Genomic DNA, 24,522 nt, shown 5'->3' on the forward strand with positions numbered 1-24,522 from the left:
CGGTTTGGCGCTGGCATGGGGATTGCGAAGGCATGGAGAGATGTTTCGTCGCCGCGTGATGCGGCCTTGCGGGAGTTTCGCCATGTGGTTTGCACTGGGGGCCGCCTCGTCGGTCCTGGACGGCCTGCAGTCGCTCGGCTCGACCAAATCGGGTTCTGGCAAGTCGGGCGGCGGTCTGTTCAGCCTGGACACCAAGGGAACGGGCAGCTCCGGCAATTTCAGCCCGTGGTCGAGCTCGGGCAGCAGCGGCTCGGGGCAGATCGCGCCGGAGACGATGAGCGCGCTGCTGGCGGCGCAGAGCCAGTCGGGCACATCGTCGAGCACGAGCGCCTCCAGCAACCCGCTGCAGGATCTGTTCTCGCAGATCGACGGCGATGGCGACGGGCAGATCAGCAAATCCGAGTTCGAGACCGCGCTCGGCGCCGGCGGCACCAACCTCGCCAATGCCGACAAGGTGTTCGGCAAGCTCGATGCGAACAACGACGGCAGCGTCAGCCTCGACGAACTGTCCTCGGCGCTGCAGGGCGCCAAGGGTGGGCGTGGCCACCACCATCACCAGGAAGCAGGCGGGAGCGGCGGCTCGGGTACTTCATCCGGCGCCGGCGCGGATGCGCTGATGCAGGCGCTGTCGGGTGCGTCGAGCTCGTCGTCCACCAACAGCGACGGCTCGACGACGACCACGATCACCTATGCCGACGGCTCCAAGGTGACGCTGACGACGCCGGCGGCCGCGACCGCTTCCAACGCCGCGACGTCCTCCTACAACCTCATCGAGAAGCTGATCCGGGCCGAATCCAACGCCGTTTCGGCGACATCCTCACCCACTACTGCGATTTCCGCCTGATATCCGCGGATTCGCCCGTAGTTCTACCGGCACAAAAATTAGGCAGGTGGTCACGGGCGACCGCGAGCCTGCAGCGACCTTTCTCTTTCTGAGACGCGCCCCGACGGCGGCGCGATCGCTGCGGAGCCGATGACAAACGACGTGGTGTGGAATGGTGTGGCCAGGAACGTCCGGCTCGCAGTGGCGTGCGGGATCGGGCTGACCGTCCTCGCCAGCACGGCCGTTTTCCTCCTGCACGACGCTCGCAACCAGGCGATCATCTCGACGCGCTTCGGCGAATTGAGCGCGCGCGTGGTCGATCAGTTGTCGAGCCGAATCCAGCTCTACGAATATGGGCTGCGGGGTCTCCGGGGATTGGCCGTCGCCAGTGACGGACTTCCGCGGCAGGAGATCTTTCGCAAGTACTCCTCGCAGCGCGATGTGGACGCCGAGTTTCCAGGCGCACGCGGCTACGGGTTCATCAGGATCGTCCCATCGGATCAGGCCGAGTCGTTCGCGGCGAATGTCAGGGCGGATGGGCGCGCCGATTTCAAGATCCGCGAACTCAGCGTCAACCATGGCCCGCGATACATCATCGAACACATCGCGCCGGAAGCGCGCAATGCCCAGGCCGTCGGTCTCGATATCGCGTCCGAACCGACCCGGCGCGAGGCGGCATTGGCTGCAATGGACAGCGGCGAATCCCGGCTGACGGCGCCGATCACGCTGGTTCAGGCGTCGGGAAAGGTTGGCAGCGGATTTCTGTTCCTGCTCCCGATCTACCGCTTCGGACAGCCGATCGAGACGCCCGAGCAGCGGCGCGCCGCCGCGATCGGCTGGACTTATACGCCCCTCGTCATCGACGAAATCGTTGCGAGCTCCCGAATTCTCACGGGCGAGTTCGCGCTGGCGATGTCCGACAGAACGGGCGGACAAACGAAGACATTCTATTCGGATCCGGCGTCTGAAGACGAAGGCGTGACTCGAAGCCTGCCGCTGAGCATCTATGGCCGGAACTGGGACGTCGAAGTGCGTGCCCGTTCCCCGTTCTTCAAGCAGCTCAATCTGGCTCATCCGATCACCTCCGCGGCAACGGTTCTGGTGATGGGATCGCTGTTCACCTGGCTGATCGGCCTCCACCTCTCGTCGCTCGGTCGCAGGCAGCGGGCATGGCTGGAGAGATCGCGGCTTGCGTCGATCGTCGCCGAGTCCAGCGAGGCCATCGTCGCAACGACCCTGACGGGCGAAGTGACGGATTGGAATCCGGCAGCCGAAAAGCTCTTCCTTTATTCGGCTGCGGAAGCATTGGGGCGACGCCTGTCCGAGTTGATCGTTCCCGAAGACCTCGTGGAGGAGCTCGACGATGCGACAGCGAGGCTGCTCGAAAGCAGGTCGACGGTCAGGCTGACGACGCAGTGGCGCTCGAAGGACGGCAGGACGCTCGACATGGTCGTCAACCTGTCGCCGATCCGGTCCGAGAATGGCGAGGTCGTCGGCATCGGCACGTCGGCCCGCGACATGACGTCCTACGTCGCGGCTCAGCGCGAGGTGAGCATTCTCAACGAGTCGCTCGAACAGCAGGTGATCGCCAAGACGGCCGAGCTCAACACGATCATCAACGCGATGCCGAGCCGCATCGCCTATTGGGACAACAAGCTCCGGTGCGGGTTCGCCAACAAGGCCTATCTCGACTGGTACGGCCGGACGATGGAGTCGATGGCCGGCGAGACCATGGTCTCGGTGCTGGGAGAGGAGCTGTTCGCGCAGAACGAGCCGTTCGTCCAGGCTGCTCTCGCGGGCGTCGCCAAGAACTTCGACCGCGACGTGACAAGATCTGACGGAACCTTCAATCACGTCTGGGCCAACTACGTACCGCAATTCGACGACAACGGCGCGGTCCTGGGCTTCTTCGCCCTGATCACCGACGTCACGCCGCTGTGGGAGGCCGAGCAGCGGCTCGAGGCGAGCGAAGCCCGCTACCGGCTTCTGGCCGACAACAGCGCGGACATGATCTTCCAGCTCGACCGTGATCTGGTGCGCCGCTACGTCTCGCCGACCTCGCAGCGGATCCTGGGGTACGACGCCTCGGAACTGATTGGCCGGTCCCCGGAAGGGCGAATTCACCCGGACGACATGGAACACGTCGCGCAGGTCTATCAATCATTGCTGGCAGGACAATTGGAGCACGGCTCGATCGTGCACCGGGTCCGCCACCGGGACGGCCGATGGCTCTGGGTGGAGACCTCCTTGCAGGTGCTGCGCGAGTCTGCGACCGACGCCGTCAGCGGTATCCTCGGGGCGCTGCGCGATATCACGGAGCGCAAGGCCATCGAGGCCGAGCTGCAGGCAGCCAAGCAGGCGGCCGAGCTCGCGGCGCGGACCAAGGGCGAATTCCTCGCTGCGATGAGTCATGAGCTGCGGACGCCGTTGAACAGCATCATCGGCTTCTCTCAACTGATTCTGGAGAGCGATGCCCCCAAGGATTCCCTGAACGAGCATCGGACCAAGCTGATCCACGATGCCAGCGAGACGCTGCTGTCGATCGTGAACGACATTCTCGACATTTCCAAGCTGGACGCCGGGCGCTTGGAGCTCGACTGCCGCAGGTTCTCGCTCCGGTCACTGCTGGAAAGCACGCTCGAACTCCTCAAGCCGGAAGCGGCGGCGAAGGACCTCGACCTCGTTGCACGCGTGGATGCCGACGTGCCGCAGTCCGTGATCGGAGATGACGCAAGGTTGCGCCAGGTCCTGCTCAACCTGATTTCCAATGCTCTGAAGTTCACGTCGCGCGGCGGGGTGACGGTCACGATCGCCGGATCGGCAGACGAGGCGGGCCTCGCGAAGCTCCGGGTCGGGGTGCGTGACACCGGCATCGGCATTCCCGATTCGGCGAAGCACCTGATCTTTCAGAAATTCAGCCAGGTCGACGGGACGATCGCGCGGCGCTATGGCGGCACCGGGCTGGGCCTTTCGATCTGCAAGGCGCTGGTCGAGCGGATGGGCGGCAGCATCGGGTTCGACAGCAGGGAAGGCGAGGGATCCGAGTTCTGGTTCGTCGTCGAACTCCCGCTCGGCGCACAGGAGAAGGAGCGGACCGACGTCGGCCAACCGATTGGCGGCGGGGCGGAGGGCCGCAAGGCGACGATCCTGCTGGCGGAAGATCATCCGCTCAATCAGGAGCTCGCGGTCGCCATCATCGGCAAGAAGTGGGGTCACCACGTCGACGTCGTCGCCAATGGCAGCGAGGCGCTGGAAGCGGTCCGCGGCAAGCACTACGACGTCGTGCTGATGGATGTGCAGATGCCCGTTCTCGACGGCGTCGAGGCGACGGCGCGGATCCGGGCCCTTGGCGGCCGCTATGCAACCCTCCCGATCATTGCGATGACCGCTGCGGTGCTGGTGGATCAGGTCGAAAGCTTCAGGCGCGCCGGCATGAGTGACCACGTCGGCAAGCCGTTCCGGCCGGCTGAGCTGAAACGAATCCTGGACCGCTGGCTCCAGGCCGAACACGCCGAGCCGCATGTCGTGCAGGATCCCAGGCAAGGCGCTCTGTGATCGATCCGAGGGCTAGCGGCCAAAGCGCTCCTGCCAGCAGGGCAGCGCGCCGCTGAAATCAAGCCGCTGGGCGTGATAGACGCCGCGCGCAATCGCGCGGGCGAGCACGTTGGCGGCGATCATCCCGAGCTCGCTGAGCTCGACCAGCGGCTCGATCGGCTTCGCACCGGTCGCAGCCGCAAATACGATGTCGCCGTCGAGCGGCAGGTGCACCGGATAGATCGCCCGCGCCATGCCGGTCTGCGCCATCATCGCGAGCCGCTTGGCCTGCGCCTTGGTCAGGATGGCGTCGGTCACCACCAGGGTGATCGTCGTGTTCTCGGCCGCCGATGGCGACGGGCCGCCCTTGAGGCGCATCGCCAGCATGTCGGGCGTGAACGTGCCCGGCAGGCCACGGCCGCCGAACTCGCCGTCGACCTCGTAGGGCGCAGCCCAGAACCACGGGCCGTCGCCGACCGTGACGCTGCCGACCGCATTCACCACCGCGATGGCCGCCACCGTGATGCCGCGACTGGTCGTGGCAGAGGCCGAGCCGATGCCGCCCTGCAGATTGGCCGTGGTGGCGCCAAGGCCGGCGCCGACGCTGCCGAGCGCGAAGGTCGTGTCGGCCGCGGCCGCTGCTGCGTAGCCGAGCTCGCGATAGGGCGCGTAGCGGCCCCATTGCTTGTTGCCGCCGTTGAGCAGGTCGAACACGATTGCGCCCGGCACGATCGGGACCAGCGCGTCGCGCACGGCAAAGCCGCGGCCCTGCTCGGCGAGCCACGCCTGGATGCCGCTGGCGGCCTCCAGGCCGAACGCCGAGCCGCCCGACAGCGCGATGCCGTCGACGCGATCGACAGTATTGACCGGATCCAGCAGCGCATCCTCGCGTACCCCGGGCCCGCCGCCGCGAATATCGATTGCGGCAACCGCCGGCTGATCGAACAGGATGGCCGTCACGCCGGAGGCGAGCGCCGCGTCATCGGCATGGCCGACGCGGACGCCGGGGATGTCGGTCAGGAGATTCTGCACGTCGCTCTCGAGCTGGTGGTGATGATCAATGGATAGCGCGGTCGCCCCGATGGCTCAATGCATCCCCGAAGCCCGGATGAGCGCAAGCGATATCCGGGATCTCACGAGCTTTGGCGGTGGCCCCGGATGTCGCTTGCGCTCATCCGTGCACCGCCGAAGCTCTACCCTTCCAACGCGATGCGGATCATGCGGGCGAGATCGGGCTTTCGGTAGGGCTTGGCGAGCAGCAGCACGCCGGCGTCGAGCCGGCCGTGATGCACGATCGCGTTCTCGGTATAGCCCGATGTGAACAGCGTCTTCAGCGACGGCCGGCGCGCGCGGGCAGCGTCGGCGAGCTGCCGTCCGTTCATGCCGCCCGGCATGATGACGTCGGTGAACAGCAGATCTATCTCCGGATGATGCTCCAGCACCTCCAGCGCCTCGGCCGCATTGGCGGCGGCAAGGGTGGTGTAGCCGAGGCTCGCGACCTGGGTGACCGCGTGCTGGCGCACCAGCGGATCGTCCTCGACGATCAGGATCGTCTCGTCGCCGCCGCTTGCGGCCGGCAGCCGTCGGTCCGTGGCCGCCGTCGGCGCCGAGGTCGAGCGCGGCAGATAGAGCTTGATCGAGGTGCCATGGCCGACCTCGCTATAGACCTTGATATGGCCGCCGGACTGTTTGACGAAGCCGAACACCATGCTGAGGCCAAGCCCGGTGCCCTTGCCGACGCCCTTGGTCGAAAAGAACGGATCGAACACCTTGTCGAGATAGGCAGGCGGGATGCCGCAACCGGTGTCGCTCACCGCGATCATGACATAGTCGCCGACCGCGACCTCGGAGTTGGCATTGGCGTAGTCCTGGTCGAGTGCGACGTTCGCCGTCTCCAAGGTCAGCTTGCCGCCTTGCGGCATGGCATCGCGCGCATTGAGCGCCAGGTTGACGACGGAGGTCGCGAGCTGGTTCGCATCGGCCAGCGCGGTGCATGGATCGGCGCAGAGAATCCGCTCGATGTCGATATGCTCGCCCAGCGTGGGCCGCAGCAGGGCGGCGGTCTCCAAGACGAGCGCATTGACGTCGAGATCGATCGGCTGCAGCGGCTGCTTGCGGGCGAAGGCCAGCAACTGCCGTGTCAGATGCGCGCCGCGGTCGGCGGAATCGTCGATGAGTCTGGCAATCGCGGCAAGCTCCGGCCGGTCGGCCACGGCATCCGCGAGAATCGCGATGCTCCCGGTGATCACCGTGAGGATGTTGTTGAAGTCGTGGGCGATGCCGCCGGTGAGCTGGCCGACGGCCTCCATTTTCTGCGCCTGGCGGAACTGCGCCTCGGCGGCGCGCTTCTCGGTGAGATCGCGACCGATGAAGAAATGACGCTGCACCGGTTCCGACCAGCTCGCCATCCAGTTCAATTCGACACCGCGCCCCTCCTTGTGCAGCAGCTGCGCCTCGAAATCGTGGACGTCGCGGCCGCGACGGCAGTCGCGCATCTGGCTCCGCACCGCCTCCAGCTCCGGCGGGTAGACGAAGTCGCTGGCGTTTCGGCCGACCATCTCCTCCGGCCGGTAGCCCAGGATCGCTCGTGCGCTCGGGCTGACCTGCATCAAATTGCCGCGGGAATCCGCGATCAGGATCAGATCCTGAGAGGTCTCGAAGATGCGCCGCCGCTCCTCGGTCTCCCGGGTCAGTGCGTTGCGGGTGCGCTTGCTCTCGGTGATGTCCCGCGCGACCTTCGAGGCGCCGATCACGGTTCCGCGCGCGTCGAGGATCGGCGAGACGCTGAGCGACACCTCGACCTCGTGCCCGTCCTTGTGACGCCGCACCGTCTCGTGATGCTCGATGTTCTCGCCATTGCCGATCCTGTCGAGGATGCGGTCGACCTCGCCGCGCCGGTCTGGAGGCACGATGAGACCGATGTCGCTGCCGAGCGCTTCGTCCGCGCCATAGCCGAACAGCTGCTCGGCGGCGCGGTTCCAGGATGTGATCTTGCCGTGCAGGGTGAGGGTGATGATCGCGTCGTTCGACGACTCCACGACGGCGCTGAACAGCCGCTCGCGGGCGATGAAGCGCGCGCGCTCGCTTTCATTCTGCCGGCGCTGCTGCTGCAGGAGCCGTGTCAGACGCGTCTGCAGGCTGACATTGTCGGCGAGAAGAACGCCGAGCACGAAGCTCGCCGCCAGCAGGCCATAGATGCGGCCGGCGTAGTAGCCGAGGTCGAACCGGGCGGCGTTGAGCATCGACGACAGCGAGAGGTCGAACAGCCAGGCGCACAGCACCACCATGATCCAGAGATCGAGGACGCTGTACGGGCGCCGCCACGCCTGTACGACGAGAGCGAGGACAGTCACGCTCCAGATGCCGCCGACGATGACCTTCAGCGCTGGCGTCGCGACGTCACCCTCGAGCAGGTTCGGCAGCACCGACTCGTGTGCGATCACGATCCACACCAGCGTCGCAAGCACGGTCGCAACGCCGACGATGGCAATCGCCAGGGACGCGGCAATCGAGCTGACCGGGCTGGTGCGGCCGTTTCTGCCGAGCGCATAGCCGAGGACGAACAGCGGGAACCCGCCGTGCCAGATCATGTAGATCCAGACAGCGCCCTGCGAGCCGGCGCCGAACAGGCCGCTCGGCGCGTAGAGGCCGGGAAACACCAGCGTGTGCAGCAGTGCCGCGGGGGCCGTGAACAAATAGCCGCACGCCAGCCAGAGCAATGGGCGCGAGCGCGACAGCACGAACTGGGAGAACAGCAGGAACGCCGTGATCAGATCATTGAGCGCGAGCGCCGATTGGTAGCTCGCGACGAACGCCGGCATTGCCGGCAACTGCACCTTGGCGTAGGGCGCGGCGGCGGCAAATAGAACAGCGGAGGCTGCAACCGCCGCGAGTGCTGCGAGTTGATCCCGACGTGTTGTAGTGGAAGTCGATAAAAGTACGTCGCGAGTATCCTCGATGCTCTGCATCTCGAAAGTGTCCTGCGCACCTGGCATCAACGTGCTGAGAGCGTGCACTGGGGAGACTGATGCGCGAAAAATCGTATTATTCTAACAAAGGTTGTATGGTACCAATTTGAAACGTTCTGTAGAATGAGTCGTGATTTGAAGTAACTGCACCTTTACTGCAACCGGGATAAATATACCCGTAGTTGTAGCTGATTTCCTTTTGTGTTGTAGGCTGTCCAACGAAAAATTTCCGGAGATTTCAATGCCACGGATCCTGGTGGTGGACGATCAGAAGGACGTGCGCGCCATGATCAGCATGGTGCTGCGCGTCAATCAGTTCGAGGTGACCGAAGCGGGAACCGCCCCGGACGGGCTGCGGTTGTTCCGTGATCAGAGCTTCGACGCCGTGATCGTCGATATCTATCTGGAGGATTCGAACGGGCTCGAGCTGGTCAGCGAGATGCGGCGGCTGGTTCCCGACGTGCCGGTCGTGGCTGTCTCCGGCATGAGCGCATTCGACGGGGCGGCGATGTCGGACGAACTGACCCGCGTCGTCTACCTGCAGAAGCCTTTCCGACCGGCGGAACTCATGCATGCGGTCGACATGGCGCGTGCAGCCACCCATGGCCGGGATGCGACGGCGCTGTCGGCCTGCGCCGGCTAGGTTCCCGCTGCATCGCACCGAAAGCCGGCGCCGCGACAATACTTCTCTCCCGGCGACACCATCTCATCAAAACGCCCCGGTCGATGACCGGGGCGTCTGCATGTGAGAGGATCGCAATCAGGCGAACTGATCAGGACTTCCCGCCGCCGAGCTCGGCGTAGCCGCCCTTGGCGTCCCACTTGTAGACGACGTAGTCGATCTGCTTGATGTCGCCCTTGGCGTCGAAGCCGAGCTTGCCGAGCACCGTGTCCCACTCGCCGGCCTTGATGGTGTCCATCACCTTCTTGGCGTCGGTGGTGTTGGCCTTCTTCACCGCCTGCGACCAGACCTGGATCGCGGCGTAGGTGTAGAGGGTGTAGCCCTCGGGGTCGATGTTCTTGGCCTTGAACTTCTCGACGATCGCCTTCGCGGTCGGCTTGTTGCGCGGCTCGGGGCCGAAGGTGAAGAGGGTGCCCTCAGCGGCCGGACCGGTGATCGAGGCGAACTCCTTGTCGTTCATGGCGTCGCCCGCCATCAGGATCGTCTTCAGGCCCTGGTCGCGCATCTGGCGCAGGATCAGGCCGGCTTCCTGGTGATAGCCGCCGACATAGACGAGGTCGATGTTGTCACGCTTCAGTCGCGAGACGATCGCGTTGAAGTCCTTGTCGCCCTTGTTGTACGACTCGAACATCTTCTCGGTGACGCCCGCCTTGTTGAGCGCCTTCTTGGTCTCGTCGGCGAGACCCTTGCCGTAGGTGGTCTTGTCGTTGAGGATCGCGATGTTCTTGCCCTTGAAGTTCTTCGCGATGTAGTTGGCGGCGACGAGGCCCTGCTGATCGTCACGGCCGCAGACGCGCGCGACGTTCCACAGCTTGCGCTCGGTGAACAGCGGGTTGGTCGAAGCCGGGGTGATCTGCAAGACGTTGCTGTCGGCATAGGCCTCGGAGGCCGGGATCGACGACGACGAGCAGAAATGGCCGGCGACGAACGGAATGCCGGAGCCGGCGAGCTTCTCGGCGACCGACCGGGCCTGCTTCGGATCGCAGGCGTCGTCACCGATCTGCAGCGCGAGCTTCTTGCCGAGCACGCCGCCGGCCGCGTTGAGGTCGGCGATCGCCATCTCGGCGCCGTTCTGCATCTGGCGGCCAAAGGCCGACTCGCCGCCGGTCATCGGGCCGGCCACGGCAATGGTGATGTCTTCGGCGAAAGCCGCGGTCGAGAGCGCAAGCGTGGCGCCCAGGGCCAGACCAATGAGTTTGAGTGGTTTCATGAGAAATCCTCGCGGGTAGGTCGACATGGAAATGGCCCGAATGGCGGGCCGCAGACCGCGCGCATTGTGGCTGATTTTCCGCCGAAGTCACCGGCATTTTTCGGGCAGACCGACGAAGGGCTAAGGCAGATCCGGTCCGGGATTCGAGCGCCCGCCTCAGTGGCGGCCGCCCTCCAGATAGGCCGCGCGGATCTCGGGGCGCTGCAACAACTCGGCCCCGGTGCCCGACAGGGTGATCATGCCATTCACCAGCACGTAGCCGCGATGGGCGAGCTTCAACGCGTGATTGGCGTTCTGCTCGACGATCAGGACGGTCAAACCATCCTGGCGATTCAGGGTCCGGATCGCGTCGAAAATCTGTCGTGCGATCAGGGGCGCCAGGCCGAGCGAGGGCTCGTCGAGCAGCAGCAGGCGGGGGCGGCTCATCAGCGCGCGGCCGATCGCCAGCATCTGCTGCTCGCCGCCGGACAGCGTGCCGCCGCGCTGATCAATGCGCTCCTTCAGGCGGGGGAAAAGCGCAAACACGCGCTCCAGCGCGTCGGCGCGCTGCGCGTCCGTGGTGTCGCCGGCGTCCGCGCCCATCTGCAGGTTTTCCGCGACGCTCATGCGCGGGAAGATGCGGCGGCCCTCGGGCGACTGCGCGATCTTGAGCCGCGCGATCAGATGCGTCGGCACCTGGGTGATGTCGTTGCCGTCATAGACGATATGGCCGGAGCTCGCGCGCGGGCGGCCGAAGATCGACATCATCAAGGTCGACTTGCCGGCACCGTTGGCGCCGATCAGCGCGACGATCTCGCCGGCCTTGATGTCGAGATCGACGCCCTTGAGCGCTTCGATCTTGCCATAGGACGCGCGCAGGCTACGGATCGCGAGCAGGGACGCACTCACGCCTCGGCCTCCATCACGGCTGCAGCCTCTTCCTCGTCGGTGCCGAGATAGGCGGCGATGACCTTCGGGTCGTCGCGGATCTCGCGCGGCGTGCCCTCTGCGATCTTGACGCCGTAGTCCATCACCACGACGCGGTCGGAGATTTCCATGACGACGCTCATGTCATGCTCGATCAGCAGGATCGAGGTGGCGTGGTCGCTGCGGATCGACAGCAGGAGTTCGCTCAGCGCCGCGCTCTCGCGGGCGTTGAGGCCCGCGGCCGGTTCGTCGAGGCAGAGCAGGGCAGGGCCGGTGCACATCGCGCGCGCGATCTCGAGCCGGCGCTGATCGCCATAGGCGAGATTGCCGGCGGCATCGTCGGCGCGGTCGATCAGACCGACGCGCTTCAGCCAGAACACGGCGTTGTCGATCGCGCTCTGCTCCGCGGCGCGCCAGGACGGCAGGCCGAGCAGGCCGATCAATGTCAGACCGGAGGCGCGCATCAGGGCGTTGTGCTGCGCCACCATCAGGTTCTCGAGCGCCGTCATGCCGGGAAACAGCCGGATGTTCTGGAAGGTGCGCGCCACCTTGGCCTGCTTGGAGATGTTGAAGTCCTTCAGCTTCTGCATCTCAAATTGCGCGCCGTCGTCATGCGTCAGGCGGATCACGCCGGAGGTCGGCTTGTAGAAGCCGGTGATGCAGTTGAACACCGTGGTCTTGCCGGCGCCGTTGGGGCCGATCAGCGCCGTGATCTGCTGGCGCTGGGCGGTGAACGACAGCGCGTTGACGGCGACGATGCCGCCGAAACGCATGGTGAGATTCTCGAGCGCGAGGATGGGAGCGGAGCTCATCCGTGGCCTTCCTTGACGAGGTCCGAGGAGATGCTCTTGGATTTTTCCAGGAACACGGTCGGCGCGCGATGGCCGACGATGCCGCGCGGGCGCCAGATCATCACCAGCACCATCGCGAGACCGAACACCAGCATGCGGTAGACCTCGAGGCTCCTGAACAGCTCGAAGCCGCCGATCATGGCGAGCGCGGCCAGCGCGACGCCGAGCTGCGACCCCATGCCGCCGAGCACGACGATCGCGAGCACCAGCGCCGATTCCTGGAAGGTGAAGGACTCCGGACTGATGAAGCCCTGGCGGGTTGCGAAGAAGGCGCCGGCAAAGCCGCCGAACATGGCGCCGGTGGCGAACGCCGTCAGCTTGGTGGTGGTGATGTTGATGCCGAGCGCGCGGCAGGCGACCTCGTCCTCGCGCAGCGCCTCCCAGGCGCGGCCGATCGGCAGCCGGCGCAGCCGGATCGTGACCCAGTTGGTCAAAAGCGCCAGTGCGAGGATCAGGTAGAACAGGAACACGATGCGGTGCGTCGGCGAGAACGGAATGCCGAGCATCGCGGCAAGCCCGCCTTCGCCCGGCGCCAGCGGGATGCCGAACAGGGTCGGGCGCGGAATGCCGGAGATGCCGTTGGGGCCGCCGGTGACGTCCTGCCAGTTGATCAGCACGAGGCGGATGATCTCGCCGAAGGCGAGCGTGACGATGGCGAGATAATCGCCGCGCAGGCGCAGCACGGGGAAGCCGAGCAGCACGCCCCAGAACGCGGCCAGGATCCCGGCCAGCGGCAGGCAGATCCAGAACGACAGGCCGAAGGTGGTCGACAGCAATCCGTAGGAATAGGCGCCGACCGCGTAGAACGCGACATAGCCGAGGTCGAGCAGGCCGGCGAGGCCGACCACGACATTGAGCCCCCAGCCCAGCATCACATAGGTGAGGACGAGGATGCCGAGGTCGAGAATGTAGCGCTGATTGTAGAAGATCACCGGAACGAGGAAGGTGAAGATCAGCAGCGCCGGCGCGACGTAGCGGCCCGCGGCGCTCAGGCCGTTCTGCACCGAGGACGGCACGAAGCTGCCGAGGCCGCCGCGCGGACCGAGCCATAGCCGCAGCAGCTCGACCGCGATCGATCCGACGAACACAGCGCCGACGAGGCTCGCGAGCTCGCCGAAGCGCGTCCAGTATTCGAGCTGGCCGCTCTGGCCGGCCTCGGTGCGGACACCGACCATCAGCGAGAACAGGCCGAGTGCGACGAGTGCGCTGAGGACGGCTTTCCTGAGGATGAAGGCGGCTCCGACAGGCTCGGCGCCATCCGGCGAGACCGGCGAAGATGGAGGAGGGGACGCGCTCACACGGGCTCCGTCGTCAGACTTTTTCGACTTCGGGACGGCCCAGCAGGCCGGTCGGAAGGAAGATCAGCACCACGATCAGGATCGAGAACGCCGCGACGTCCTTGTACTCGACCGAGAAATAGGCCGACCAGAATGTCTCGATCAAGCCGATCGCGAGGCCGCCAAGCATCGCGCCCGGCAGCGAGCCGATGCCGCCGAGCACGGCCGCCGTGAACGCCTTGATGCCGGCGACGAAGCCCATGAAGAAATCGACCAAGCCGTAATACAGCAGGTACATCATGCCGGCGACGGCGGCGAGCGCCGCGCCGATCACGAAGGTCATCGAGATGGTGCGGTCGACGTCGACGCCGAGCAGCGCCGCCATGGTCTGGTCCTGCTCGCAGGCGCGCATGTCGCGGCCGAGCCGCGTGCGCGACACCAGCCAGGTGAACAGGCCGAGCAGCACGATCGTGGTGATCACCACGACGATCTGGATGTTGGAGAGCTGAACGACGAAGCCGCCGTCGCCCTCGTGCAGCGTGTAGCCGCCGGTGATGATCGGCGGCACCGGCTTGACGCGCGCGCCCTGCGACACCTGCGAGAAGTTGGTCAGCACGAACGACATGCCGATCGCCGACAGCATCGGAGCCAGCCGGAAGGAGTGGCGCAGCGGCCGATAGGCGATGCGCTCGATGGTCCAGCCATACAGCGCGGTGATCGCCATCGAGACCAGCAGCACGATCAAGAGAATCACGGGCACCGCGGTCAGGCCGACCGAGACCAGCACGAGGAACGAGATCAGCGCGATGAAGCCGCCGATCATGAAGACGTCGCCATGGGCGAAATTGATCATGCCGACGATGCCGTAGACCATGGTGTAGCCGATGGCGATCAGGCCGTAGATGGAGCCGAGGACCAGGCCGTTGATGAGCTGCTGCGCGAAATAATCCATGGACTGCCGTGGCTGGGACTGTCGAGACTGAGAGTCGATACCGGTTCGCAACGCGGCGGGGGCCTTCCGCAACGAGCGCCGATCCTGCCGGGATCAGCCGCCCGCGGCCGAAGGCGGCGCGTGGCCAAGTACTAACAGCTAGGAACCGGGTGCCGCAACAGCGTGCAGTGCCACAATTAGGGGCTTATCCCGCCTGCTTTGACGGCGTGGTTCCGCTGCCCTGGTTTGGTCGGACGATCGCCATGGGGTGAACGCCGGGGAACAGCGTGCCGAAGCAACGTCAGCCGCACTCGCGCATTGGTTGTCGTTCCCTCGTCACGGAGATGCCCATGAGCAGCCTGACCGACAAGAACCAGGGCCACCAGAACCCGGGACAGAACCAGCAGGGACAGACCCAGGGCAAGCCGATCCGCCAGGACCAGGGCCGGGAACAGGGAGGGGAACAATCCGCTCCAAACCGTCCGAATCCCGGGCAGGAGCGCCAAAGCTGAACGAGCCCGGTTTGCCTGTCGCAGTCTCCTCACGGGCCGTTTGCCGGCCGCGTTAAGGTAAACAAAGGGTTTAAATTGCCCGGTGCATTTGTCGCGCGTTAGCTCCTCTGGAACTCGCCGGACGGGCGAGCGTGGGATGCAAAGGCGGGCGTGCGATGATCAGGAATTGCGTCATCAGGAACTGGCGGCTCAGCTGCGTCAACGGCGTCCTGCTGGCGCTGTATTTCGTTCCCGCCTGGGCCGTCATCGCCTTCCAGATCATGGTCTCCCCGATCCAGGCCCTGTTCGCACGGCCCAACATCGCGGTGGCGCTGTTCATCAGCGATCACCTGCACCTCTCGGGAATGGAGACCGTCCGCGCGGCCTGGCTGCTCGCGCTGGCGCGGCTGACGGTCGCAGGCTTCTTTGCGATGTTCCTGGTGCTGATCCTGGTACCTCGGGTGCGAAAGGTGGCGGGCTATGTCGAGGCGTTGTCGATCGGGCTTGGCCTCGGCAGCCTGCTCACCTTCTTCAGCATGATCATGGCCGCGAAGGTCGGTGAGACCCAGGCGCTCCGTCTGCATGCGACCGAACTTTTGATGCTGCTCGGAACGGCGATCGTGATGCTCGTCGAGAAGCCGGCCTCGCCATCCTCCGCGCCCGCTCCGGCCAACGCGGTGGCGCCCGGAACGCCCGCAGGCGCGAAGGCCTGAACGATCACGCGCGCCGCCCGTCCAGCGCCGGCTGTTCGTCAGCGCTGCGTGAGGAAGCCGAGCACCGCGTCATTGAACGCTCCGGCTGCTTCGACATTCGAGATGTGCGCGGCGTCGACGATCGTCATGTTGGCGCCGGGGATGCGGCTGCGAATCGCTTCGGCCATCGCGATCGGTGTCGACTTGTCGTAGCGGCCGGCAATGACCAGCGTCGGGCTCCTGATGCCCGGCAGATCCTCGCGCAGGTCGAGCGCGCGCAGCGCTTCGCAACAGGCCAGATAGCCTTCGACTGGCGTGGCCACCAGCATCGCCTTCATCCGATCGGCGATGTCGGGATGGTGATCGCGAAAATCCTGCGTCAGCCAGCCGGCGATCACGGTGTCGGCGATGCCGGCCAGACCGCTGTCCCGGACCGCCTTGATGCGCGCGTCCCAGATCGTCGGATCGGGATAATGGCAGGTGGTATTGGCGAGCACGACCTTGCCGATCCGCTCCGGCGCGTGTGCCGCCAGCCACTGGCCGACCATGCCGCCCATCGACACGCCGCACCAGTGCACCTTCTCGATATTCAGATCATCGAGGATGGCGAGCGCATCGCGGCCGAATCGCTCGATGGAGTAGGGGCCGGGGGGAACGTGCGACTTGCCATGGCCGCGCCGGTCGTAGCGGATGACGCGGAACACCTGCGTGAAGGCGCGCATCTGCGGCTCCCACATCTGCAGCGTCGAGCCCAGGGAGTTCGAGAGCATCAGGGTCGGCCCGCCGTCGCGGCCCTCGACGGTGACGTTCAGCAGGCAACCGTCGGCATCGATCATCGGCATGGGCGAATTCCTCGTCGCGGGCGGCCGTCGGCCGTTGATGTGAATCGTGCAGATTCGATGGCGAACTAACCATCGCGGATGCCGTCTGCCAATCGAAACCCGACGCCGCAAGACCCGGAATGCTGCGGTGCTCCAGCGTTTCTGCAACGCTTTGCGGCGCTGCTTGCCCTTCCTTTTGGGCGTTCGGTGCTTTACTTGAATGCCTCTAACCGCGCCAATCGGGGGGAGATGCACATGGCAATGACGATGACGGGCGAGGTCCAACTGGCGGCTCCGCGAGAGCAGGTCTGGGCCAAGCTGAACGATCCTGAGGTGCTCAAGGCCTGCATTCCCGGCTGCGAGGAACTGGAGAAGACCGAGGACGGCGGCTTTCGTGCCGTGGCCAAGATGAAGGTCGGACCGGTGTCCGCGCGCTTCAAGGGCAAGGTCACCCTGAGCGATCTCGATCCGCCGAACGGCTACAAGATCTCCGGCGAAGGCGAGGGCGGCGTGGCCGGCTTCGCCAAGGGTGGCGCGGTGGTCGCGCTGGCGGAGAAGGACGGCGGTACGCTGCTGACCTACAATGTCGAGGCGCAGATCGGCGGCAAGCTGGCGCAGCTCGGCCAGCGCCTGATCAACGGCACTGCAAAAAAGCTCGCTGACGAATTCTTCGCGAACTTCGCCAAGGCCGTCCAAGGCTGAGGCGCGACGATGCTTCGGGTGGGCGTGGCAACGCGTCGCCGCAACGGACCCATGCACTGCCGGTGGTGAGGTTGCCCGCCGCCGGGAGCGTCAATATGATGGTTTTCGACTGTTTTTGCTGGGCTGCGCTGCAGTGCAACGCTGCGTGCGGATAATAGAGAGTCCTGAATGGCCAAGATTTCCATGATTGTGAACGGTAATCCCGTCACGGCGAACGTCGACCCGCGGACGCTGCTCGTGCAGTTTCTTCGCGAGAATCTGCGCCTCACCGGTACCCATGTCGGCTGCGACACCTCGCAATGCGGCGCCTGTGTCGTGCATCTCGACGGCAAGGCGGTGAAGTCCTGCACCACCCTGGCGGTGATGGCCGATGGCCACGAGGTCCGGACCATCGAGGGGCTGGCCGCCGATGGCGCGCCGCTGCATCCGATGCAGGAGGCGTTCCGCGAGCACCATGGCCTGCAGTGCGGCTTCTGCACGCCGGGCATGATCATGACCGCGGTCGATCTCGTCCACCGCAAGGGACACGACCTCAGCGAGGAGACGATCCGCGAGGAGCTCGAGGGCAATCTCTGCCGCTGCACCGGTTATCAGAACATCGTGCAATCCATTGCCGCCGGCGCCAAGGCGATGGCCAAATCGGACCTCGCCTAACAGCCGGACCCCGCCTCAGCCGCCCCGCCGCGCACAGGACATCCCCCATGTATGAATTCAAATATCATCGGCCGGCGACCGTACGCCAGGCCGCCAATCTCCTGGTCAAGAACGAGGACTCCAAGCTGATCGCTGGCGGTCATACGCTCGTGCCGGTGATGAAGCAGCGCCTCGCGAGTCCGCCGCACCTCGTGGACCTGTCGCATGTCGAGGGTCTCGGCACGATCGAGCTGAAGGGGCGCAACCTCGTGATCGGCGCGATGGCGCGCCATGCCGAGGTCGCCAACTCCGCCACGGTGGGCGAGGCGATTCCGGCGCTCGCGCATCTGGCGAGCCTGATCGGCGACCCCGCGGTACGGCATCGCGGCACGATCGGCGGCTCGATCGCCAACAACGACCCGACCGCCGACTATCCCGCGGCGTGCCTCGCGCTCGGCGCCACCATCGTCACCAACAAGCGCAAGCTGAAGGCCGAGGAGTTCTTCCAGGGCCTGTTCACGACCGCGCTCGAGCCCGACGAGATCATCACCAAGGTGAGCTTCCCGCTGGCCAAGAAGGCGGCGTATGTGAAGTTCCGCAACCAGGCTTCGCGCTATGCCCTGGTCGGCGTGTTCGTCGCGCGGCGCCCCTCCGACGTCCGCGTCGCGGTGACCGGCGCCGGCAGCAATGGCGTGTTCCGCGTCACCGCCTTCGAGGAGGCGCTGCAGAAGCGGTTCTCGCCGAAGGTGCTGGAAGGCATCGCCGTGCCGGCTGAGGGCCTCAACAGCGACATCCACGGCAGCGCCGAATATCGCGCGCACCTGATCGGTGTGCTGGCGCGCCGCGCGGTCGATGCCGCCAATGCTGAAGCCAAGGCCCCGTCTGCGGCGGACGCGGAGCCCGAAGCGCCGGCGTCGTGACGGGCGCCCACGGTCAAGGAGGGCGGTCTCGCTCATGAGTGCTGCAGCGCTGCCGGCATCGGTCGATGCGATGCTTGAACTGCTATCCTCGCGCGGCTACCTGGCCGAGCGAGCGCTGGCGACGGTGACCTATCTGTCGCTGCGCATGGGCCGGCCGTTGTTCCTCGAGGGCGAGGCCGGCGTCGGCAAGACCGAGATCGCCAAGGTGCTGTCGGCGGCTCTCGGCCGCAAGCTGATCCGCCTGCAATGCTACGAGGGACTCGACGTCGCCTCGGCCGTCTACGAGTGGAATTCGGCCGCGCAGATGATCGCGATCCGTCTGGCGGAAGCCGGCGGCGAGGTCGACCGCGACCAGTTGTCGTCGGACATCTTCGCCGACCGCTACCTGATCAAGCGCCCGCTCTTGCAGGCGCTCGAGCCGGATGTCGCGGGCGCACCCGTGTTGCTGATCGACGAGCTCGATCGTGCCGACGAAGCGTTCGAGGCCTATCTGCTCGAGATCCTCTCCGACTTCCAGGTGACGATCCCCGAGTTCGGCACCGTCAAGGCGCCGCATCCGCCGATCGTCATCATCACCTCCAACCGTACCCGCGAGATCCACGACGCGCTGAAGCGGCGCTGCCTGTATCACTGGGTCGACTATCCCTCCGCCGAGCGCGAGCTCGCCATCGTCAAGACCCGGCTGCCCGGCATCTCGCAGCGGCTGTCGCAGCAGATCGTGCGCTTCGTGCAGGCGCTGCGCGACCAGGACTTCTACAAGTCGCCGGGCGTCGCCGAGACGCTGGACTGGGCCACCGCTCTGACCGAGCTCGACGCGCGCTCGCTGAATGCGGAAGTCGTCGGCGACACGCTGGGCGCGCTGCTGAAATATCAGGACGATATCGCCCGCATGCAGGGCGATGCGCTGAACAAGGTGATCAAGGACGCGACCAGCGAGACGTGAGCCGAGGTCGCGCGACAACAAAGGTCGTCATTCCGGGATGCGTGCGCAGCACGCAGGCCCGGAATCCATAACCACGATCGTGAGTATGGATTCCGGGCTCGCGCTCCGCGCCCCGGAATGACGAACCCGATTGCGGGCGTGCCGGGATAGACGAGGGTCAACCAATGCCCACCAGCATCAATCACCTCGCGCCGCCGACCGGTGGCATCGCCGACAACATCGCGGGCTTCGCGCGGGCGTTGCGGGCCGCGGGCCTGCCGGTCGGGCCGGGCGCCGTGATCGACGCCATGACCGCGCTCGAAGCGATCGACATCGGCAAGCGGCCGGACGTCTTCACCACGCTCGAATCGATCTTCGTGAAGCGCCACGAGCACGCGCTGATCTTCGCACAGGCATTCGATCTGTTCTTCCGTCCTGCCGAGGAATGGAAGTCGATGCTCGATTCCGTGCCGCTGCCTGACCACGCCAAGAAGAAGCCCCCGCCGGCCTCGCGCCGCGTCCAGGAGGCGATGGCGCAGCCGCAGATGCACGAGGAGCCGAAGGCGCAGGAGCAGGACCTGCGGCTCGCGGTGTCCGACCGCGAGGTGCTGCAGAAGAAGGATTTTGCGCAGATGAGCGCGGCCGAGATCGCCGAGGTCGCGCGTGCGATTGCCAAGATGCGGCTGCCGCAGGCCGAGCTGAAGACCCGCCGCTACACCGCCGATCCGCGCGGCCATCGCATCGACATGCGCAAGACCCTGCGCCAGGCGCTGCGCACCGAGGGCGAGATCATCAACTTTCATCGCCTGGGACGGATCGAGAAGCCGGCGCCGATCGTGGCGCTGCTCGACATCTCCGGCTCGATGAGCGAGTACACCCGCCTGTTCCTGCATTTCCTGCATGCCATCACCGATGCCCGCAAGCGCGTCTCGGTGTTCCTGTTCGGCACCCGCCTGACCAACGTGACGCGCGCGCTGCGGCAGCGCGATCCGGACGAGGCGCTGGCGAGCTGCTCGGCCAATGTCGAGGACTGGGCCGGCGGCACCCGGATCGCGACCTCCTTGCAGACCTTCAACAAGCAATGGGCGCGGCGCGTGCTCGGGCAGGGCGCGATCGTGCTCTTGATCTCCGACGGGCTGGAGCGCGAGGCCGACAGCAAGCTCGCCTTCGAGATGGACCGGCTGCACCGCTCCTGCCGTCGGCTGATCTGGCTCAACCCGCTGTTGCGCTATTCCGGCTTCGAGGCCAAGGCGCAGGGCATCAAAACCATGCTGCCCCACGTTGACGAATTTCGCCCGGTACATAACTTGACGTCCATCGAGGCCCTGATCTCGGCCCTGTCGGCGCCGCTGCCGCCGCATAGTCGCAGCGCGATCCGGCCCGCCGCCTGATCGGTCCGTGAAGGAGACAGCCATGCTCAACCGCGACGAAGACATCCTCAAGGCCGCCGAGGACTGGCACAAGGGCGGACACGGCGTGGCGCTCGCCACAGTAGTCGAGACCTGGGGCTCGGCACCGCGGCCGGTCGGCTCCAATCTCGTGATCAACGACGAGGGCACATTCCTGGGCTCGGTGTCGGGCGGCTGCGTCGAGGGCGCCGTCGTCACCGAGGCGCTCGACGTGATCTCCAGCGGCCAGCCGAAGATGCTGGAGTTCGGCGTCGCCGACGAGACGGCCTGGAATGTCGGGCTGTCCTGCGGCGGCACCATCCGCGTGTTCGTCGAGAAGGTGGGTTGATCGATGCAGCTGTCGACACTGGCCGAGCTCAATGCCGAGCGCGCCGCGCGCCGCCCGGCCGTTCTCGTCACCGACGTCGCCTCCGGCGAGCAGCGCCTGGTGAAGGCCGCCGCGATCGCCCGCGATCCGCTGAGCGACGAACTCGCCAAGCATCTGCGCATGGGCAAGAGCGGCATGGTCGAGGTGAACGGCAAGCGGCTGTTCCTCAACGTCTACGCACCCACGGCCAAGCTCGTGATCGTCGGCGCGGTCCATATCAGCCAGGCGCTGGCGCCGATCGCCAAGTCGCTCGGCTACGACGTCACCGTCGTCGATCCGCGCACGGCCTTCGCCAGCCCCGAGCGTTTTCCCGATGTGCCGCTGATCGCCGAATGGCCTGACGTGGCGCTGCCGCCGCTCAACGTCGATCACTACACGGCGTTCGTTGCGCTGACGCATGATCCGAAGATCGACGATCCGGCGCTGCTGCACGCGTTCTCGCGCGACTGCTTCTACATCGGCGCGCTCGGCTCGCGGAAGACCCACGCCAAGCGGCACGATCGCCTGCGGGCGCAGGGGGCCAGCGACGCCGACATCGCCCGCATCCATGCGCCGATCGGGCTCGCCATCGGCGCGGTATCGCCGTCGGAGATCGCGGTCTCGATCATGGCCGAGATCACCGCGACGTTGCGGCTGCCGGCCAAGGAGAAAGAGCAGGCCGCATGAAGTTCGGTCCTGCCAGTCCGCATGAGGCTATCGGCGGGGTGACGGTGCACACCCTGCGCAAGGGATCATTGGTGCTCAAGAAGGGCACCCTGATCGGTCCTGGCGAGGTCGAGGCGCTGGTCAGGGAGAACGTCAAGGAGATCGTCGTCGTCAGGCTCGAGCCCGGCGACGTGTCCGAGGACGAGGCGGCCGCCGACGTCGCCAAGGTCGTGGCCGGCGAGGGCATCCATGTCGATCGCGCCTTCACCGGGCGCGCCAACCTGTTTGCAGCGCACGCCGGGGTGCTGGTGATCGATCGCGCCGCGGTCGAGCGCATCAACGAGGTCGACGAGGCCATCACCTTCGCGACATTGCCGGCGTTCAAGCCGGTGGTCGAAGGCGAGATGGTCGGCACCGTCAAGCTGATTCCGTTCGGCGTCGAAGGCCGCCTGCGCGATGCCGCCGTCGCTGCCGCGGGGCGCGGCGCGCTGAGCATTGCGCCCTACATCATCAAGCGGGTGGGCGTGGTCTCGACGATCCTGCCCGGCCTGGCGCCGAAGGTCATCGACAAGACACTGCGGGTTACCGCCGAGCGCCTCGCGCCCGCGGGCGCGGCGATCATCGCCGAGCGCCGCGTGCCGCATGAGCAGGCCGCGCTGGCCACGGCGATCAAGGAGCTGCTCGGCCTCGGCGCCGAGCTCGTCATCGTGTTCGGCGCCTCGGCCATCGCCGATCGCCGCGACGTCATTCCGGCGGCGATCACCGGCATCGGCGGCGCCATTGCTCATTTCGGCATGCCGGTCGATCCGGGCAACCTGCTGCTGATCGGCAGCGCCGGCGGCGTGCCGGTGCTCGGCGCACCCGGCTGCGCCCGCTCGCCGGCCGAGAACGGCTTCGACTGGGTGCTGATGCGGCTGCTCGCCGGCATCAAGGTGACCCGGGCCGAGCTGACGGCGATGGGCGTCGGGGGGCTTCTGATGGAGATCGTGACGCGGCCGCAGCCGCGCGCCAAGCCCGAAGAGAGCGAGGGCGAGCGCAGGGTCGCTGCGATCGTTCTTGCCGCGGGCCGCTCGACGCGGATGGGCGGACCGAACAAGCTCCTGGCCGAGCTCGACGGCAAGAAGCTGGTCCGGATCGTCACCGAGCAGGCGCTGGCCTCCAAGGCCAGTGAGGTCGTCGTTGTCACCGGCCATCAGGCCGAGCTGGTCGAGCAGGCGCTGTCCGACCTCGACGTCCGCTTCGTGCGCAATCCCGATTTCGCCGGCGGGCTCGCCAGCTCGGTGAAGGCCGGCATCGCCGCGGTGCCGGACGGCGTCGATGGCGCGGTGGTCTGTCTTGGCGACATGCCGATGGTGTCGTCCGATCTGCTCGACCGCCTGATCGGAGCCTTCGCTCCCGATCGCGGCAATTTGATCGTCGTGCCTGTGTCCGAAGGCCGCCGCGGCAATCCCGTGCTGTGGTCACGCCGCTTCTTCGCCGAGCTGATGACGCTCGACGGCGACGTCGGCGCGCGGCACCTCATCGCCAAGCACACCGAGGCCGTCGCCGAGGTCCCGGTCGATGGCGACAGCGCCTTCCTGGATATCGATACGCCGCAGGCTTTGGAGGCGGCGCGGCGGGGGTAAAGCCCTGTAGCCCGCATGAGCGCAAGCGACATGCGGGTTCTCACGTGCTGTGTCGGTGAACCCGCATGTCGCTTGCGCTCATGCGGGCTACGGTCTCCATCTCAACCTCTCGTTCACCAAGTTTCAACGACCCCCGGCTAAATTTGCCGTATTGGCCTCGGGGGAGGAGAGAGTGATCGTTTCGACCGCCGCGCGACGTTTCGCGCTGTTCGCATTTGGGCTGACCGTGATCGTAGGTGCCGCACGCGTTGCAAGCACTGGCGCCATCAGCCCGGCCCATGCTGCCGGCGCCTTTGCCATCGGCCGGTGTGCCGCCTACGGCCAGGCGTTCGACTATCCGGCGGAGCACCTCGCCAAGGCTGCCGCGCTCAAGCAGTGCAAGGGCGAATGCACCGCAGTCACGATGAAGAAGGCCTGTGCCGCATTCGCGGTCGACCTGACCAATCCCTGCGGCCCGCATGGCTATGCCGTGCGCCCGAAGATCTCGGCCTCGCTCAACGAGGCGACGCGTGAATGCTACAAATATGGCGGCAAGGAATGCGTGATCCGCGCCTGGGTCTGCGACGCCAAGGGTTGATAAGACACCGACCGCTGAGTTCCCACGCGCACGTCCGCTCATTCACCGCTTCACGCCCGGAATGGCTCGGCTATTCTGGGCGCTCGCGTCTCATGAGCTGGAAGTGACATGCAATTCGACACCAAGATCGCGCTGATCATCCGCAACGACCTCGAGGCCTGGCAGAAGTTGAACGTAGCGGCCTTCCTCGCCAGCGGCATCGCCGCGGCGTTTCCCGATTGCATCGGCGCCCCCTGTGAGGACGGCTCGGCGACGCGCTATCACGCGCTGATCGGCCAGCCGATCCTGATCTACGGCGCGGCTGACAACGCAGCCTTGGCGCGTGCCCTGGATCGCGCGCTGACGCGCAACGTCAAGCCGGCGCTCTACACCGCGGACATGTTCAAGACCACGCATGACGAGGCCAATCGCGCAGCGGTGAGGGCGGTGGCCCGCGCGGATCTCGACCTTGTGGGCCTGGCGCTGCGCGCCGAGCGCAAGGTGGTGGACAAGATCGTCGACGGATTGAAGTTTCATGCCTGAGACCGCGCGATAGC

The 24,522-nt window shown here is 66.1% G+C and carries 23 protein-coding genes; 15 read left to right on the forward strand and 8 right to left on the reverse strand.

What is annotated here, in order from left to right:
* Positions 1-82 precede the first annotated feature (82 nt).
* Positions 83-844, forward strand: a complete 762-nt coding sequence (locus tag BRAS3809_RS07250; RefSeq protein WP_008961436.1) for an EF-hand domain-containing protein — start codon at positions 83-85, stop codon at positions 842-844.
* Positions 845-973: 129 nt separating this feature from the next.
* A complete protein-coding gene (locus BRAS3809_RS07255) occupies positions 974-4,378 on the forward strand; it encodes a PAS domain-containing hybrid sensor histidine kinase/response regulator (RefSeq protein ID WP_008961437.1) in 3,405 nt (1,134 codons plus the stop codon).
* Positions 4,379-4,390: 12 nt separating this feature from the next.
* On the opposite strand, the gene BRAS3809_RS07260 is transcribed toward BRAS3809_RS07255, so the two are convergent.
* Positions 4,391-5,389: a P1 family peptidase gene (locus BRAS3809_RS07260; RefSeq protein ID WP_008961438.1), complete on the reverse strand. Its 999-nt coding sequence runs from the start codon at positions 5,387-5,389 to the stop codon at positions 4,391-4,393.
* 161 nt (positions 5,390-5,550) lie between these two features.
* Positions 5,551-8,325 carry a PAS domain S-box protein gene (locus tag BRAS3809_RS07265; RefSeq protein ID WP_008961439.1) on the reverse strand — a complete coding sequence of 925 codons (2,775 nt, stop codon included), beginning with the start codon at positions 8,323-8,325 and terminating at the stop codon, positions 5,551-5,553.
* A gap of 241 nt (positions 8,326-8,566) precedes the next feature.
* Here BRAS3809_RS07265 and BRAS3809_RS07270 point away from each other — a divergent pair, with 241 nt between their 5' ends.
* Complete coding sequence (locus BRAS3809_RS07270) at positions 8,567-8,968, forward strand: response regulator (RefSeq protein WP_008961440.1); 402 nt, start codon at positions 8,567-8,569, stop codon at positions 8,966-8,968.
* Positions 8,969-9,098: 130 nt separating this feature from the next.
* Here BRAS3809_RS07270 and BRAS3809_RS07275 read toward each other — a convergent pair whose 3' ends face one another.
* The 5 genes from BRAS3809_RS07275 to BRAS3809_RS07295 all read right to left on the reverse strand — a co-directional run bounded on the left by BRAS3809_RS07275 (position 9,099) and on the right by BRAS3809_RS07295 (position 14,203).
* A complete protein-coding gene (locus BRAS3809_RS07275) occupies positions 9,099-10,217 on the reverse strand; it encodes a branched-chain amino acid ABC transporter substrate-binding protein (protein WP_008961441.1) in 1,119 nt (372 codons plus the stop codon).
* A 156-nt stretch (positions 10,218-10,373) separates the two neighbouring features.
* Positions 10,374-11,105, reverse strand: coding sequence for an ABC transporter ATP-binding protein (locus tag BRAS3809_RS07280; protein WP_008961442.1), 732 nt, complete (start codon positions 11,103-11,105; stop codon positions 10,374-10,376).
* On the reverse strand, positions 11,102-11,935 hold the full coding sequence (locus BRAS3809_RS07285; RefSeq protein WP_008961443.1) for an ABC transporter ATP-binding protein: 834 nt from the start codon (positions 11,933-11,935) through the stop codon (positions 11,102-11,104). The genes BRAS3809_RS07280 and BRAS3809_RS07285 overlap by 4 nt, the downstream gene beginning before the upstream one ends.
* Entirely contained in the window at positions 11,932-13,272 is a 1,341-nt protein-coding gene (livM, locus tag BRAS3809_RS07290; protein WP_008961444.1) for a high-affinity branched-chain amino acid ABC transporter permease LivM, read from the reverse strand. The genes BRAS3809_RS07285 and livM overlap by 4 nt, the downstream gene beginning before the upstream one ends.
* 13 nt (positions 13,273-13,285) lie before the next feature.
* Complete coding sequence (locus BRAS3809_RS07295; RefSeq protein ID WP_008961445.1) at positions 13,286-14,203, reverse strand: ABC transporter permease subunit; 918 nt, start codon at positions 14,201-14,203, stop codon at positions 13,286-13,288.
* Positions 14,204-14,532: 329 nt separating this feature from the next.
* Here BRAS3809_RS07295 and BRAS3809_RS36510 point away from each other — a divergent pair, with 329 nt between their 5' ends.
* Both BRAS3809_RS36510 and BRAS3809_RS07300 read left to right on the forward strand, forming a co-directional pair.
* Positions 14,533-14,694 (forward strand): hypothetical protein, encoded by a 162-nt coding sequence (locus tag BRAS3809_RS36510; protein ID WP_008961446.1) that lies wholly within the window; start codon positions 14,533-14,535, stop codon positions 14,692-14,694.
* A gap of 155 nt (positions 14,695-14,849) precedes the next feature.
* A complete protein-coding gene (locus BRAS3809_RS07300; RefSeq protein ID WP_008961447.1) occupies positions 14,850-15,386 on the forward strand; it encodes a hypothetical protein in 537 nt (178 codons plus the stop codon).
* A 38-nt stretch (positions 15,387-15,424) separates the two neighbouring features.
* Here the strand turns inward: BRAS3809_RS07300 and pcaD are convergent, their stop codons facing one another.
* A complete protein-coding gene (gene pcaD, locus BRAS3809_RS07305; protein WP_008961448.1) occupies positions 15,425-16,207 on the reverse strand; it encodes a 3-oxoadipate enol-lactonase in 783 nt (260 codons plus the stop codon).
* A 234-nt stretch (positions 16,208-16,441) separates the two neighbouring features.
* Here pcaD and BRAS3809_RS07310 point away from each other — a divergent pair, with 234 nt between their 5' ends.
* The 10 genes from BRAS3809_RS07310 to BRAS3809_RS07355 all read left to right on the forward strand — a co-directional run bounded on the left by BRAS3809_RS07310 (position 16,442) and on the right by BRAS3809_RS07355 (position 24,508).
* Complete coding sequence (locus BRAS3809_RS07310; protein ID WP_008961449.1) at positions 16,442-16,888, forward strand: SRPBCC family protein; 447 nt, start codon at positions 16,442-16,444, stop codon at positions 16,886-16,888.
* Positions 16,889-17,056: 168 nt separating this feature from the next.
* Positions 17,057-17,542 (forward strand): (2Fe-2S)-binding protein, encoded by a 486-nt coding sequence (locus BRAS3809_RS07315; protein ID WP_008961450.1) that lies wholly within the window; start codon positions 17,057-17,059, stop codon positions 17,540-17,542.
* A 47-nt stretch (positions 17,543-17,589) separates the two neighbouring features.
* Positions 17,590-18,441, forward strand: coding sequence for an FAD binding domain-containing protein (locus BRAS3809_RS07320; protein WP_008961451.1), 852 nt, complete (start codon positions 17,590-17,592; stop codon positions 18,439-18,441).
* Between the two features lie 34 nt (positions 18,442-18,475).
* Complete coding sequence (locus BRAS3809_RS07325) at positions 18,476-19,384, forward strand: AAA family ATPase (protein WP_008961452.1); 909 nt, start codon at positions 18,476-18,478, stop codon at positions 19,382-19,384.
* A gap of 164 nt (positions 19,385-19,548) precedes the next feature.
* Positions 19,549-20,754 (forward strand): vWA domain-containing protein, encoded by a 1,206-nt coding sequence (locus tag BRAS3809_RS07330; RefSeq protein ID WP_008961453.1) that lies wholly within the window; start codon positions 19,549-19,551, stop codon positions 20,752-20,754.
* 22 nt (positions 20,755-20,776) lie between these two features.
* Complete coding sequence (locus BRAS3809_RS07335) at positions 20,777-21,100, forward strand: XdhC family protein (protein ID WP_006612353.1); 324 nt, start codon at positions 20,777-20,779, stop codon at positions 21,098-21,100.
* Positions 21,101-21,103: 3 nt separating this feature from the next.
* Positions 21,104-21,805 carry an XdhC family protein gene (locus BRAS3809_RS07340; protein WP_008961454.1) on the forward strand — a complete coding sequence of 234 codons (702 nt, stop codon included), beginning with the start codon at positions 21,104-21,106 and terminating at the stop codon, positions 21,803-21,805.
* Complete coding sequence (locus BRAS3809_RS07345) at positions 21,802-23,409, forward strand: NTP transferase domain-containing protein (RefSeq protein ID WP_008961455.1); 1,608 nt, start codon at positions 21,802-21,804, stop codon at positions 23,407-23,409. The genes BRAS3809_RS07340 and BRAS3809_RS07345 overlap by 4 nt, the downstream gene beginning before the upstream one ends.
* 172 nt (positions 23,410-23,581) lie before the next feature.
* A complete protein-coding gene (locus BRAS3809_RS07350) occupies positions 23,582-23,986 on the forward strand; it encodes a DUF4189 domain-containing protein (RefSeq protein WP_035655651.1) in 405 nt (134 codons plus the stop codon).
* Positions 23,987-24,094: 108 nt separating this feature from the next.
* Positions 24,095-24,508, forward strand: coding sequence for a DUF2000 family protein (locus BRAS3809_RS07355; protein ID WP_008961457.1), 414 nt, complete (start codon positions 24,095-24,097; stop codon positions 24,506-24,508).
* The last annotated feature ends 14 nt before the right edge of the window (positions 24,509-24,522 follow it).

The sequence above is a fragment of the Bradyrhizobium sp. STM 3809 genome (assembly GCF_000239795.1).
In the GTDB taxonomy this organism is placed as follows: domain Bacteria; phylum Pseudomonadota; class Alphaproteobacteria; order Rhizobiales; family Xanthobacteraceae; genus Bradyrhizobium.

Bases quoted from the DNA above. Each gene is read 5' to 3' on its own strand.
- BRAS3809_RS07250 (WP_008961436.1), top strand. From the start codon at position 83: ATGTGGTTTGCACTGGGGGCCGCCTCGTCGGTCCTGGACGGCCTGCAG.
- BRAS3809_RS07255 (WP_008961437.1), top strand. From the start codon at position 974: ATGACAAACGACGTGGTGTGGAATGGTGTGGCCAGGAACGTCCGGCTC.
- BRAS3809_RS07265 (WP_008961439.1), bottom strand. From the start codon at position 8,325: ATGCAGAGCATCGAGGATACTCGCGACGTACTTTTATCGACTTCCACT.
- BRAS3809_RS07270 (WP_008961440.1), top strand. From the start codon at position 8,567: ATGCCACGGATCCTGGTGGTGGACGATCAGAAGGACGTGCGCGCCATG.
- BRAS3809_RS07275 (WP_008961441.1), bottom strand. From the start codon at position 10,217: ATGAAACCACTCAAACTCATTGGTCTGGCCCTGGGCGCCACGCTTGCG.
- BRAS3809_RS07285 (WP_008961443.1), bottom strand. From the start codon at position 11,935: ATGAGCTCCGCTCCCATCCTCGCGCTCGAGAATCTCACCATGCGTTTC.
- BRAS3809_RS07295 (WP_008961445.1), bottom strand. From the start codon at position 14,203: ATGGATTATTTCGCGCAGCAGCTCATCAACGGCCTGGTCCTCGGCTCC.
- BRAS3809_RS36510 (WP_008961446.1), top strand. From the start codon at position 14,533: ATGAGCAGCCTGACCGACAAGAACCAGGGCCACCAGAACCCGGGACAG.
- BRAS3809_RS07300 (WP_008961447.1), top strand. From the start codon at position 14,850: ATGATCAGGAATTGCGTCATCAGGAACTGGCGGCTCAGCTGCGTCAAC.
- pcaD (WP_008961448.1), bottom strand. From the start codon at position 16,207: ATGCCGATGATCGATGCCGACGGTTGCCTGCTGAACGTCACCGTCGAG.
- BRAS3809_RS07310 (WP_008961449.1), top strand. From the start codon at position 16,442: ATGGCAATGACGATGACGGGCGAGGTCCAACTGGCGGCTCCGCGAGAG.
- BRAS3809_RS07315 (WP_008961450.1), top strand. From the start codon at position 17,057: ATGGCCAAGATTTCCATGATTGTGAACGGTAATCCCGTCACGGCGAAC.
- BRAS3809_RS07320 (WP_008961451.1), top strand. From the start codon at position 17,590: ATGTATGAATTCAAATATCATCGGCCGGCGACCGTACGCCAGGCCGCC.
- BRAS3809_RS07325 (WP_008961452.1), top strand. From the start codon at position 18,476: ATGAGTGCTGCAGCGCTGCCGGCATCGGTCGATGCGATGCTTGAACTG.
- BRAS3809_RS07330 (WP_008961453.1), top strand. From the start codon at position 19,549: ATGCCCACCAGCATCAATCACCTCGCGCCGCCGACCGGTGGCATCGCC.
- BRAS3809_RS07335 (WP_006612353.1), top strand. From the start codon at position 20,777: ATGCTCAACCGCGACGAAGACATCCTCAAGGCCGCCGAGGACTGGCAC.
- BRAS3809_RS07340 (WP_008961454.1), top strand. From the start codon at position 21,104: ATGCAGCTGTCGACACTGGCCGAGCTCAATGCCGAGCGCGCCGCGCGC.
- BRAS3809_RS07345 (WP_008961455.1), top strand. From the start codon at position 21,802: ATGAAGTTCGGTCCTGCCAGTCCGCATGAGGCTATCGGCGGGGTGACG.
- BRAS3809_RS07355 (WP_008961457.1), top strand. From the start codon at position 24,095: ATGCAATTCGACACCAAGATCGCGCTGATCATCCGCAACGACCTCGAG.